This window comes from Nocardiopsis dassonvillei, assembly GCF_964273065.1.
Taxonomy (GTDB): Bacteria; Actinomycetota; Actinomycetes; order Streptosporangiales; family Streptosporangiaceae; genus Nocardiopsis; species Nocardiopsis dassonvillei_B.
Window position 1 is genome coordinate 5,672,920 of the sequence record NZ_OZ186815.1, and the last position, 11,952, is coordinate 5,684,871.

The following is an 11,952-nucleotide window of genomic DNA, read 5'->3' on the forward strand; positions in this document are numbered from 1 at the left end:
CGGCGGGTCTCCCGGCCCGGGGTGGGGTGGACCGCAGGGTGGCCGTGCGGTCGGCACCGTGGTCCGCCGCGGGTCGGGCCGCGAGTATGGGGCCATGGTGATGAAGACGGTGTCGGTGGCGGCGGTCCTCGCGGTGGCGCTGCCGCTCCTGGCCGGGCCGGCCGCTGCCGACGTGTCCGCGGACGGTCTCACGGCCGCGGCGGTGGACGCGCGGGTGGAGGCCTATCTGGAGGGGGCTCCGCTGCCCGGGGTGGCGGTGGCCGTGACGCGGGGGAGCGAGGTGGTGCGGGCGGCCGGGTACGGGGTCGACTCCCGGGGGGAGCCGGTGGGCGCCGACACCCCGATGGGGGTGGCGTCGGTGAGCAAGGCGTTCACGGCCCTGGTGGTGGCGTCCCTGGTGGAGGAGGGCGGGCTGGGCCTGGACGACCCGGTCGCCGGGCACCTGCCGGAGTTCGTGGTGGACGATCCGCGCGGTGCGCGGATCACCGTGCGGCAGCTGCTCACGCACACCTCCGGCATGTCCGACCGGGGTTTCAGGGAGAAGAGCGAGCCGACCCCGGAGGACCTGGAGGGGGCGGTGGCGCGGCTGGCCGACGCCCGTATGGTGGCCGACCCCGGCGCCGAGGAGCACTACCACAACCCGAACTACCAGGTCGCGGCCCGCCTGGTGGAGGTGGTGGAGGGGCGGCCGTTCGCGGAGGTGCTGCGCGAGCGGGTGCTCGATCCGCTGGGGATGGCGGACACGGTCACGGTGGACACCGCGGCGGACGTGTTCGCGGCCGGGGTCGCGCCCGGGCACGTGGCGGTGCTGGGCCGGGCGTGGTCGCTGCCGGAGCCGGAGGGGTACTACAACGGTGCGGGCGGCATGGTGTCCACGGCCGGTGACATGGCGCGGTGGCTGGTCGCCCAGAACTCCGGGGGGCGTACCGCCGACGGCGGCGCGGGGGTGTCGGGGGGCGCGGTGGCGCTGACGCACGCCCCCTCGGGCGGCGACGGTCCGGCGGCCGGCTCCGGTCTGGGGTGGCGGGTGCAGGAGACCGGTGGGGGCGCGCCCCTGCTGGTGCACGGCGGTATCCAGTTCACCTTCACCGCCCACCAGGCGCTGCTGCCGCGGAGCGGGGTGGGGATCGCGGTGATGGCCAACACGGGCCTGGGCGCGGGTGACGCCTCCGCCCTGCTGTGGGACCTGGTGGCCCTGGCCGAGGGGGAGGGGGCGGCGGGCTCCCCGGCGCCGTGGCTGCTGGCGCTGGACCTGGCCTGTGTCGCCGCGGTGGCGGCGGTGGCCGCCGGGGCGGTGCGGGGGGTGCGCCGCGCCGGGGTGTGGGCGCGGGGCGGGCGCCGGTGGCGGCGCGCGGCCGGGGCCGCGGGGTCCGCGGCGGTGGTGGTCGCGGCGCTGTTCCCGAACCGGTTGGTCGCGCCGCTGGCGGGCGGCCGTGACGCCACCTGGGTGCAGACCCTGTACACGCTGCCGTCGGTGACGGTGCTGCTGGTGGTGGCGGCCGCGGCGCTCGCCGTGGTGTGGGCGGTGCGACTGCGGGCCCTGGCGGCGGTGCGCGGCCAGGGCCCGGCGCGGGCGGTCAGCGGTGCCGGGGCGGGTCCAGCAGGCGCATGACCAGCCCGGTGCGCGGCTTGGGGCCGAACGAGGTGGACTTGCGCGGGGTCAGCTCGCCCTGCCCGGCGATCTCGTACACCAGGTGCACGTCCAGGGCGGGCACGATGACGGCGGTGCCCTTCTCGTGGTGGGCGGCGGCCACGGCCTCGGCGGGGTCGTCGTGGACCATGCGCACCGCTTCCTCGGAGACGCCCCACAGCGGCAGCAGCACCTCGTGCAGGGCCGCGGTGGGCAGGTGCCGCCACTGGGGGGAGCGGCCGGGCATGGCCCGGGCCAGGGTGTCCTCGTCGAAGCCGTGCACCAGGTGGGCCTCCCCGTCGGGGGAGGCCAGCAGCAGGGCGGGGCCCCGCACGGTGTCGAAGACGTGTCCGGGCGCCCCGTCCAGGGGCCGGACCGCGGCGACGGAGCGGGCGGCGGCGACGGCGTCCTCGGTGCGCAGGCCCGGCAGGACGCGGTGGATGGCGCCCAGCCGTGGCGGGTGGGTGTCGCTGTCCACGAGCAGGGCCAGCCCGTACCGCCAGCCGGGGTCGCCGTGGGCGGCGTGCAGGCGGCGGTAGGCGGCGTAGCGGTGGTGGCCGTCGGCGATGAGGGCGGACCGTTCGGCCAGGTCGGCGGCGACGCGGGCGTGGACGGCGGGGTCGGTGAGCGCCCAGAGGCGGTGTTCGGCGCCGTCGCGGGTGCGTGCCTCCACCAGGGGCGGGCCGGCGGCGGCCTCGGTGGCGGCGGAGGCGGTGCCGCCTCCGCCGCGGTAGAGCAGGAAGATGGGTTCGAGGTTGGCCCGGGCGACCCCCATGAGGGTGAACCGGTCGCGGACCGGGGCGTCGGCCACGTCCTCGTGGGGCAGGACGGCGGGTTCGCGGCCGTCCTCGGGCAGGCGCAGGTTGCCGATCAGGCCGCGCTGGCGGCGGCCGTCCGCGGTGACCTGCTCGTACACGTACAGGGCGGGTCGGGGGTCGCGGGCGAGCACACCGTCGGCGACCCAGTCGTGCAGGAGTGCGGAGGCGGCGCGGTAGCGGCGGGGGACGGCCCCTCCGGCGGGGTCGGTGCTGTGGCGGCTGAGTTCGAAGGGCAGGGTGACCCGGGCGGCGTTGTGCGGGTCGGACCGCTGCAGGGCCCGCGCCTCCTCGGCGTCGGGGACGTCGTAGGGCGGAGCCAGCAGACGGGCGAGGTCGAATCCCCCGTCGATGAACCGGTCGAGGTCTCCGTGGGTGTAGCGCAGACCGCGGAAGGGCTCCAGTTCCAGAGGTTGGCGTGGCATCCCAGCAAGGTACCGCCCGGTCAGAGGAGCTTGCGCATGCGCAGCAGGTCCCCCACGCTGGCGTCCACCCTGACGCGGCGGGTGAGCAGGGCGCGGGTCGCGTCCAGGCGTTCCTCTGCGAGGTCGACGAGGTCGTCGCTGTTCACGGTGATGCGCACCTGGGCCGGGGGTGCGGGGGCGTCCTCGGGGCGGTGGGCGACGTCGCTGAGGCCGTCGACGGTCAGGCGCATGTCGAACACGGTGGCCAGGTCGGGGACGAGCACGCTGACGGAGCGCTCGACGATGATCTTGCGCCTTTCGGCCTCGGGTTCGGAGAGGATGCGCTCGTTGAGCTTCGCGATGCCGTCCAGGCATGCGTCGATGCTGTTCATCAGGTTGTCGGGCGTGGATCCCCCGCCTTGAGGCGGGAGGGGGACGCCCTCTCCTTCCCGTCACATGCTTACGGACAAGACTCTACGACGTGAACCGCGGCGGGGAGGACCGTGGAGGGGGCGTTCGGGTACCGCTTCCGCCCCACCGGTGCGCAGGCGGCGGGGTTGTCGCGCACGTTCGGGTGCGTCCGCCTCGTCCACATCAAGGCTTCGGCGGCCCGCACCGAGGCGTGGTACCGGCGCCGGGACTCGACGGGAGCCTTCCCGGGCGGGGCGGTCGGTGCCGGAGCGGGGAGGCCGCGGGGAGGCCCGCGGCGGGGCGCAGGCCCCGGACCACCGGTGGGCGGTTGCGGAATCCCGGCTGTTCACGGCCGACAGGAGGCCGGGGCCACCTGGTGCCGTATGCGGCGGCGGTGCCGTTCGGCCAAAGGGACGAAGGGGACGACCTCCCGGTTTCGCGTGCCGGGGGCCGCGCGTCCCGGGTAGCGTTGTGCGCGCAACCCCCCGTCGCACGGCGCCCCTCCCGCTTTCCGGTGCCGTTTTCCCTTCTGGTGTTCTGGTCCGTCAAGGAGTACGCGAATCATGGTCGTCGACGCGGTGCGCACGTATCTCGATGCCGCCAGTGGTCTCACCGAGCTGTCCCGCAAGGAGGCGGTGGCCGCGGCCAAGGTGCTGCTGCGGGCGGGTGGCCCGGGCGCGCCGGCGGCGGAGCCCGAGCCGGGCGGCACCCCGCCGAGGGTGGGGCCGTCCATCCAGGCGCTGGCCGGGGAGCTGCTGGAGACCAGCCGGGCCAACCGGGAGGCGCTGGCGGAGCTGGTGCGGTCGGAGGTGGAGCGCCGCCTGGAGCGGATGGACGTGGTGCCGCGCTCCGAGCACGAGCGGCTGGTGCGCCGGGTGGCGGAGCTGGAGCGGCGGCTGGCGGCCCGGCTGGGCCGCGAGTGGCCGGCCGCGGTCCCGGCGGTGGAGGTGCGGGCCGTGGAGGTCGAGGAGGTGCCGGCGGCCGTGGCCGTCGCCGCGGCCCCGGCGGATACCGCCGCGGTCTCCGAGGGGCCCCCTGCCGCCGGGGCCAGCGCGGAAGGACCGGGGGTTTCCAAGGAGCCTGTGGCCGGGCCCGCGGGCGACACCGCCGCGGAGGCGGCCGGGGAGCAGTCCGGGGAGGTCGGGGAGCAGTCCGGGGCGGCCCGGGGGAAGCCCGAGGCCAGGGCTGGGGCGGCCAAGCCCGCCGCCAAGGGCGCCCGGGCGCGTGCGGGCACGGCCAAGCGCACCACCAAGTCCCGCGGCACCACCAAGAAGTAGGGTCGTCGCGGAGAGTCGACATCGGGAGGGGCGATGAATCCCAAGGAGCAGGCCGAGGAGCTGGCCGCGCGGACCCTGGAGGGCACCCGGGAGAGGCTGGCGGGCCTGGGGGGCCTGCCGACCGCCGAGCACGTCGAGGTGTTCGACTCCCTGCACCGCGAGCTGTCGGCGGTGCTGGGCGCCCTGGACCAGGACCCGGCGCAGCGGCCGCCGGTATCCTAGGTGATCATGGCGAAACGTACTCGGCTCGACGCGGAACTGGTCCGTCGCGGGCACGCACGCTCACGCGGCCACGCGGCCGAGATCATCGAGGGCGGCCTCGTGAAGGTGGCGGGGATGGTGGCCTCCAAGGCCGCCACCCAGGTCGGACAGGACCAGCCCATCGTGGTGCGCACACCCTCCGACGAGCCGCCCTATGTGTCCCGCGGGGCGCACAAGCTCATCGGGGCCCTGGACGCCTTCGCCCTGGACGTCGCCGACCGGCGTGCGCTGGACGCGGGCGCCTCCACCGGCGGGTTCACCGACGTGCTGCTGCGCCGCGGCGCGGCCCACGTCACCGCCGTGGACGTGGGCTACGGGCAGCTGGCGTGGCCGCTGCGCAGCAACGACCGGGTGCGGGTCATGGAGCGGGTCAACGTCCGGGAGCTCACCCCGGAGATGATCGGGGAGCCGCGCCCGGACCTGGTGGTGGGCGACCTGTCGTTCATCTCCCTGAAGCTGGTGCTGGGGCCGCTGCAGGGCGTGGTCGCGCCGGAGGCGGACTTCGTCATGATGGTCAAGCCCCAGTTCGAGGTGGGCAAGGACCGGGTCGGTGCGGGCGGTGTGGTGCGCGAGCCCGAGCTGCGCGCCGGGGCGGTGGCCGACGTGGCCGCCCACGCCCTCACCCTGGGGCTGGGCACCGTGGACGTGGCGGCCAGCCCCCTGCCCGGTCCCTCGGGCAACGTCGAGTACTTCCTGTGGCTGCGCGCGGGGGCCCCGGCCCTGGACCCGGCACGCCTGGAGCGGGCGGTGGCGGAGGGGCCCCGTTAGGGCGTGGCACCCTGTCGCAGGAGTCCGGTAACGTGACCCGGCCGGGTGGGCGCACCCGCTCCCCGGCCCGCATTCGAGCTCCCCTTCGGGGGTGGTGGACGTAAGGGGACGACGATGACCAGGACCAGCGGACGCAGTGTTCTCCTGCTGGCCCACACCGGTCGGCCCGCCGCGGTGCGCAGCGCGCGCCTGGTCCACGAGAGCCTCAGCCGCGCCGGGCTGACCGTGCGCATGCTCAAGGGGGAGGTGGACGAGCTCGCCGAGGAGGGCTGCGTCCTGTCCCCGATCGAGGTCGCCGAACCGGAGACGGCGGCCCACGGCGTGGAGCTGGTCATGGTGCTGGGCGGTGACGGCACCCTGTTGCGGGCGGCCGAGCTGGCCCGGCCGGCGGGTGCCCCGCTGCTGGGGGTGAACCTGGGGCATGTGGGTTTCCTGGCCGAGGCCGAGCGCGAGGACCTGGGCGCGACCGTGCGCAGCGTCGTGGAGCACAACTACGACGTCGAGGAGCGGATGACCCTGGACGTGGCCGTGTTCAACGGCGGCCGCGCCGACGGGGTCCCCACGGTGCGCACGTGGGCGCTCAACGACGCCACGCTGGAGAAGGGCGAGTCGCGGCGGATCGTGGAGGCGGTCCTGGAGATCGACGGCCGGCCGCTGTCCCGGTGGGCGTGCGACGGGGTGGTGTGCGCCACTCCGACGGGGTCGACCGCGCACGCCTTCTCCGCGGGCGGCCCGGTGGTGTGGCCGGAGGTGGAGGCCCTGCTGGTGGTGCCGTTGAGCGCGCACGCGCTGTTCGCCCGGCCGCTGGTGGTGGGCCCGCAGGCGACGGTGGCGCTGGAGGTGCTGCCGGACACGGCGCCGGGCGTGCTCTGGTGCGATGGACGACGTATGGTCGAATTGCCCGCCGGGGCACGGATCGAGATCACCCGTGCCGATACGCCGGTCCGGTTGGCCCGGTTGCACCGGGCGCCCTTCACCGACCGGCTGGTGGCCAAGTTCGGGCTCCCCGTGGCGGGCTGGCGCGGACGCCGGGAGCAGGGCCGCTGACCGCACCCGTGTCCGCGGGTGCGCCGCCCCGCAACGGGGCGCGCAGGAGAACGTCAAGACAAGTGGGGCCGACGATCAGGAGAGGGTTCGGTGCTCGAAGAAGTCCGCATCCAGGGACTCGGGGTCATCGACGACGCCGTGTTGGAACTGTCACCGGGGTTGACCGTCGTCACCGGTGAGACCGGCGCCGGTAAGACCATGGTCGTCACCGGGCTGGGGCTGCTCTTCGGCGGTCGCGCCGACCCCCAGCGGGTCCGCCCCGGGGCCGACCGTGCGCTGGTGGAGGGCCGGATGTCGGTCCCCCGCGAGGGCCGGGTGGCCGAGCGGGTCGCCGAGGCCGGCGGTGAGCTGGACGACGACGTGCTGATCGTGGCGCGCACGGTGTCGGCCGAGGGCCGCTCCCGGGCGACCCTGGGCGGCCGGTCGGCGCCGGTGAGCCTGCTGGCGTACCTGGCCGACGACCTGGTGGCCGTGCACGGGCAGTCCGACCAGCAGCGGCTGCTGCGCACCGACCGCCAGCGCGGGTCGCTGGACCGGTTCGCGGGGGAGGAGCTGGCGAAGGCGCTGAAGCAGTACACGGCGGCGCACCGGCGGTACCGCGAGGTGTCGGAGGAGCTGGCGGAGCTGACCGAGCGGGCGCGTGAGCGCGCCCAGGAGGCCGACATGCTCCGGTTCGGTGTGGAGGAGATCGCCGCCGCCGCACCGGTGTCGGGCGAGGACGCCGAGCTCTTGGCGGAGGAGACCCGGCTGGCGCACGCCGACGGGCTGCGGGTGGCGGCGACCACCGCGCACGAGGCGCTCGCCGGCGACCCGGCCTCCGACGTGGAGGTGGACGTGGCGGCGCTGCTGTCGGCGGCCCGCCAGGCGGTGGCGTCGGTGCGCGAGCACGATCCGGTGCTGGCGGCGATCGGGGACCGGCTGGACGAGGCGTCCTACATCCTGACCGACGCCGCCACGGAGCTGGCCTCCTACGCCGAGTCGGTGGACGCCGACCCGGCCCGGCTGGCGCACGTGCAGGAGCGGCGGGCGCTGCTGACGTCGCTGTCGCGCAAGTACGGCGAGACCGCCGACGACATCCTGGCGTGGGCCGAGGACGCGGCCAAGCGGCTGGCGTCCCTGGAGGGCGACGACGAGCGCATCGAGGAGCTGCGGGCCGAGGCCGAGGAGCTGTACGCCCGGATGGACCACTGGGCGGGGGAGCTCACCCGGATCCGCACCGAGGCGGCCGAGCGGTTCGGTGCGGCGGTGACCGAGGAGCTGACGGCGCTGGCGATGCCGCACGCCCGGGTGAGCGTGCGGATCACCACGGGGGAGGAGTTCGGCTCCCACGGGCGCGACGATGTGGAACTGCTGCTGGCGCCCCATCCCAGCGCCCGGCCGCTGCCGCTGCACAAGGGCGCCTCGGGCGGTGAGCTGTCGCGGGTGATGCTGGCGATCGAGGTGGTGTTCGCGGGCGCCGACCCGGTGCCGACGTTCGTGTTCGACGAGGTCGACGCGGGTGTGGGCGGTAAGGCCGCGGTGGAGATCGGCCGCAGGTTGGCGCGGTTGGCGCGGCGGTCCCAGGTCATCGTGGTCACCCACCTGCCGCAGGTGGCGGCGTTCGCCGACGCGCACCTGGTGGTGGAGAAGTCCACCGACGGGCTGGTCACCGAGAGCGGTGTGGTGCGTCTGGACCGGGCCGGCCGGGTGCGTGAGCTGTCGCGGATGCTCGCGGGTCTGGAGGATTCCGAGCTGGGTCGGGCGCACGCCGAGGAACTGCTGGTCAACGCCGATCCGGAGCGCGCGTACCCGGCGGCGTGAGGGGGTCGCCGGCGGGCCGGCCGCGCCGTGGGAGGGGTGAGACGCTCCGGGACGGGTAGGGGGCGGGACGGAGCGCCGTGGGGCGCCCGTGACCCGAACACGCCGACCGCCACGCTGTTATAACTCTGCGTAGGCGACTTCTGACAGTATGCCAGCGATGAAGGTATCGGACGCGCTCAGCGCGACAGTCATGCGGTTCCGCCGGACCCGGGCGGACTCCCCCCTCGGGCTGGTCGCCCCCGTGCGCTCGGACCGGCGCACCAAGAACCTGACCAAGCGACTGCGCCCGGGCGACATCGCGGTCATCGACCATGTCGACCTGGACCGCGTCAGCGCCGAGGCGCTGGTGGAGTGCGGGGTCTCGGCGGTCCTCAACGTCGCCCGGAGCATCTCGGGCCGCTACCCCAACCAGGGCCCGGAGCTGATCACGGGCGCGGGCATCCCGCTGGTCGACGACGTCGACCCCGAGGTGTTCACCCGCGTCCGCGACGGCGAGCGGCTGCGCCTGGAGGGCGGGGTGCTGTACCGGGGCGGGGAAGCGGTGGCCCGGGGCGTGGAGCAGACCCCGGAGACGGTCGCCGCCGCCATGGCCGAGGCCCGGGCCGGGCTGGCCACCCAGCTGGAGGCGTTCGCGGCCAACACCATGGCGTACCTGCAGCACGAGCGGGACCTGCTGCTGGACGGCATCGGCATCCCCGAGATCGCCACGGAGATGGAGGGCCGCCACGTCCTGATCGTCGTGCGCGGCTACCACTACCGGGAGGACATCGCCGCGCTGCGGCCCTACATCCGCGAGTTCCGGCCGGTGATCATCGCCGTGGACGGCGGTGCCGACGCGGTCATGGAGGCGGGGTACCGGCCCGACATCATCGTCGGGGACTTCGACTCGGTGTCGGACGGGGCGCTGGCCAGCGGCGCCGAGCTGGTCGTGCACGCCTACCGGGACGGGCGCGCCCCCGGCCTGCAGCGCCTGACCGACCTGGGGTACCCGGCCGTGGTGTTCCCCGCGACCGGCACCAGCGAGGACGTGGCGATGATGCTCGCCGACGGGTCCGGCGCCTCCCTCATCGTTGCGGTGGGCACGCACGCCACCCTGGAGGAGTTCCTCGACAAGGGGCGCTCGGGGATGGCCAGTACCTTCCTCACCCGGCTCCGGGTGGGCGGCAAACTCGTGGACGCCAAGGGCGTGAGCCGCCTGTACCGTTCTCGGATCTCCCCGTGGGCGCTGCTCGGGCTGGTCGCGGCCTGCCTGCTCACGATCGTGGTCGCCGCCTACAGTTCACCGGCCGGGCAGGTCTACCTCACGTTCCTCGCGGCGCGCTGGGACGCCTTCACCTACTGGCTGACGGGGCTGTTCACGTGATCGATTTCCGCTACCACCTGGTGTCCATCATCGCGGTGTTCCTGGCGTTGACGGTGGGGCTCGTCCTGGGCACCACCATGCTGCAGGACCCGCTCCTCAACACGCTGCAGGACGAGACCGCCGACCTGAGGGGGGAGACCGAGAACCTGCGCGCCGAGCGCGACGTCGCCGACCGGGTCAACGCCGGGGCCGACGAGCTCGCCGACGCCGCGGCGGGCGATCTGCTGGAGGACCGGCTCCGGGACCTGGACGTGGTGCTGGTGCAGGCGCCGGGCGCCGACGCCGACACGGCGGCCTCGCTGGGCGAGCGGGTGGAGGAGGCGGGCGGCTCGGTCGCCGGACGGGTCGAGGTCCGGGCGGAGTTCGTCGACCCGGGCAACACGGCGTTCGTCGACGAGCTGGCCCTGCAGGTCTCCGCCGATCCGGGGGACCTGGAGGGGGTGGGGACCTATGAGAAGGCGGGCACGGAGATCGGCCGGGCCCTGGCACGGGGGGCCGAGCGCGACGACGGCGAGGAGGAGGACGGGCACGATCCGGCCTCGGTGCTGGCGACGTTCGTCGAGGGCGGGCTGCTGTCGGTGCACGGGGACCCGGCGGGTGCGGCCGACGCGGTCGTGGTCGTCGCGCCGTCCTCGGCCGAGCAGGCCGGGCAGGACGACCGGGAGGCGGTGAACACGGTGCTGGCGGCGTTCACCTCGGCCCTGCACGACCGGGTCGAGGGGCTGGTGCTGGCGGGGGACGTGCCGTCCTCGCGCGGGCACGGGATGCTCGCCCGGGCCCGCGCGGAGGGGTCCGGTTTCGCGACCGTGGACATGGCGGGGCGCCCGATGGGCGACATCGTGGCGGTGCTGGCGCTGGCCGAGGACCTCGACGGCGACGGCGGTGCCTACGGGGTGGGCGAGGGGGCGCGCGCGTTCATGCCGGATCCGCTGCCCGAGCCCCGGGCGTCGGCCTCGCCGTCCCCGTCTCCGTCCCCGGGCGGGGACGAGGCGCGCCGGGTCGTCCGGGAGGGGGAGTGATGGGCCCCTTGCGCCGGTTCCCCTCCGTCGGCCGCGGTGCGGCCGCCCCCGCCGTACAGGGACTGGTGGGGGCCGCGGTGGCGGTGGTGGCCGCACGCGCCGCCTACGCCCTGCTCACCCGCGCCACCCCCGACGCCGAACCCGCCCGCGTCCCCGTCCCGCGCTCCGAGCCCGGTGCCCGGGTGTCCGGCCCGGTGGCGGCGGCCGTCCCCGCGCCCTCCCGTCCGCGGCCGGGGGGCGCCGCGGCGCGGGTGCCGGTGCCCGCGCCGGCCACCGCCGTGCCCGGGGGTCCGGGGTCCGGAGCCGTGTCGGCCACCGCCGCGCCCGGTGGACCGCGGTCCGGACCCGCGCCGGCCACCGCCGTGTCCGCGGCGGTCCCGTCCGGGGCCGCTCCGGTTCCGCCCGCCCCGGCCGCCGCGCCGGTGTCGGACCCGCGGCGGGCGGGGGCGTGGTGGCGGACCAACTTCCGGGGGCGGAGGGTCACCCTCCAGGAGGGGCCCGCGCTGGCCTCGGGGGTGTGCGCGGCGAGCCTGCTCACGCCCGGCCTGGACCCCCGGGTCCGGGCGGCGACGGCGCTGGCCGCCGCCGGGGCGGCCGGGTTCGGCGCCTACGACGACCTGGCCGGGACGGCCGACGACCGCGGGCTGCGCGGCCACCTGGGCGCCCTGGCCCGGGGGCGGGTGACCACCGGGGCGGTCAAGATGGCGGGTATCGGCGCCACCGGTCTGGCCGCCGCCGCCCTGCTGCGCCGCGGCCCCCTGGACACCCTGGTGGACGGGGCGCTCATCGCCGCCGGGGCCAACCTGGTGAACCTGTTCGACCTGCGCCCGGGGCGCGCCGTCAAGCTCGGGCTGCTGGCCGCCCTGCCCGGGCTGGCCTCCCCGGCGGCACCGGCGCTGGCCCCCGCCGTCGGCGCCTGCGCCGCCCTGCTCCCCGACGACCTGGCCGAGCGTTCCATGCTCGGCGACGCGGGGGCCAACGCCCTGGGTGCGGCCCTGGGTGCGGCCGCGGCGGCCCGCGCACCCCGGCCGGTGCGGTGGGCGCTGCTGGGCGCGGTGGTCGCCCTGACCCTGGCCGGGGAGGTCACGAGCTTCTCCCGGGTCATCGACCGGGTGGCGCCGCTGCGGGCCCTGGACCGGTGGGGGCGGTGCGGGTGA

General features: G+C 76.0%; 12 protein-coding genes. 10 read left to right on the forward strand and 2 right to left on the reverse strand.

Annotated elements, in window-relative coordinates:
• Positions 1-94 precede the first annotated feature (94 nt).
• Entirely contained in the window at positions 95-1,612 is a 1,518-nt protein-coding gene (locus ACSUPR_RS25350) for a serine hydrolase domain-containing protein (RefSeq protein ID WP_436887215.1), read from the forward strand.
• On the opposite strand, the gene ACSUPR_RS25355 is transcribed toward ACSUPR_RS25350, so the two are convergent.
• Together ACSUPR_RS25355 and ACSUPR_RS25360 are read right to left on the reverse strand one after the other, a co-directional pair.
• The gene (locus tag ACSUPR_RS25355; RefSeq protein ID WP_436887216.1) at positions 1,578-2,870 is read right to left on the reverse strand and encodes a DUF1015 domain-containing protein; all 1,293 of its coding nucleotides are present in this window, start codon (positions 2,868-2,870) and stop codon (positions 1,578-1,580) included. The genes ACSUPR_RS25350 and ACSUPR_RS25355 overlap by 35 nt on opposite strands.
• A gap of 20 nt (positions 2,871-2,890) precedes the next feature.
• Entirely contained in the window at positions 2,891-3,241 is a 351-nt protein-coding gene (locus tag ACSUPR_RS25360; RefSeq protein WP_436887217.1) for an SCP2 sterol-binding domain-containing protein, read from the reverse strand.
• Positions 3,242-3,352: 111 nt separating this feature from the next.
• On the opposite strand from ACSUPR_RS25360, the gene ACSUPR_RS25365 reads away from it, so the two are divergent.
• The 9 genes from ACSUPR_RS25365 (at position 3,353) to ACSUPR_RS25405 (ending at position 11,952) form a co-directional block, all read left to right on the forward strand.
• The gene (locus ACSUPR_RS25365; RefSeq protein ID WP_436887218.1) at positions 3,353-3,727 is read left to right on the forward strand and encodes a helix-turn-helix domain-containing protein; all 375 of its coding nucleotides are present in this window, start codon (positions 3,353-3,355) and stop codon (positions 3,725-3,727) included.
• 96 nt (positions 3,728-3,823) lie between these two features.
• Positions 3,824-4,537, forward strand: a complete 714-nt coding sequence (locus ACSUPR_RS25370) for a membrane fusogenic activity family protein (protein WP_436887219.1) — start codon at positions 3,824-3,826, stop codon at positions 4,535-4,537.
• 33 nt (positions 4,538-4,570) lie between these two features.
• Complete coding sequence (locus tag ACSUPR_RS25375; RefSeq protein ID WP_436887220.1) at positions 4,571-4,759, forward strand: hypothetical protein; 189 nt, start codon at positions 4,571-4,573, stop codon at positions 4,757-4,759.
• A 6-nt stretch (positions 4,760-4,765) separates the two neighbouring features.
• Entirely contained in the window at positions 4,766-5,566 is an 801-nt protein-coding gene (locus tag ACSUPR_RS25380; protein ID WP_436887221.1) for a TlyA family RNA methyltransferase, read from the forward strand.
• A 114-nt stretch (positions 5,567-5,680) separates the two neighbouring features.
• Complete coding sequence (locus ACSUPR_RS25385; protein ID WP_436887222.1) at positions 5,681-6,613, forward strand: NAD kinase; 933 nt, start codon at positions 5,681-5,683, stop codon at positions 6,611-6,613.
• A 90-nt stretch (positions 6,614-6,703) separates the two neighbouring features.
• Entirely contained in the window at positions 6,704-8,413 is a 1,710-nt protein-coding gene (gene recN / locus ACSUPR_RS25390) for a DNA repair protein RecN (protein WP_436887223.1), read from the forward strand.
• A gap of 190 nt (positions 8,414-8,603) precedes the next feature.
• A complete protein-coding gene (steA, locus tag ACSUPR_RS25395) occupies positions 8,604-9,776 on the forward strand; it encodes a putative cytokinetic ring protein SteA (RefSeq protein WP_436892146.1) in 1,173 nt (390 codons plus the stop codon).
• Entirely contained in the window at positions 9,773-10,795 is a 1,023-nt protein-coding gene (locus ACSUPR_RS25400) for a copper transporter (protein ID WP_436887224.1), read from the forward strand. The genes steA and ACSUPR_RS25400 overlap by 4 nt, the downstream gene beginning before the upstream one ends.
• Positions 10,796-11,217: 422 nt before the next feature.
• Positions 11,218-11,952 carry a hypothetical protein gene (locus tag ACSUPR_RS25405; RefSeq protein ID WP_436892147.1) on the forward strand — a complete coding sequence of 245 codons (735 nt, stop codon included), beginning with the start codon at positions 11,218-11,220 and terminating at the stop codon, positions 11,950-11,952.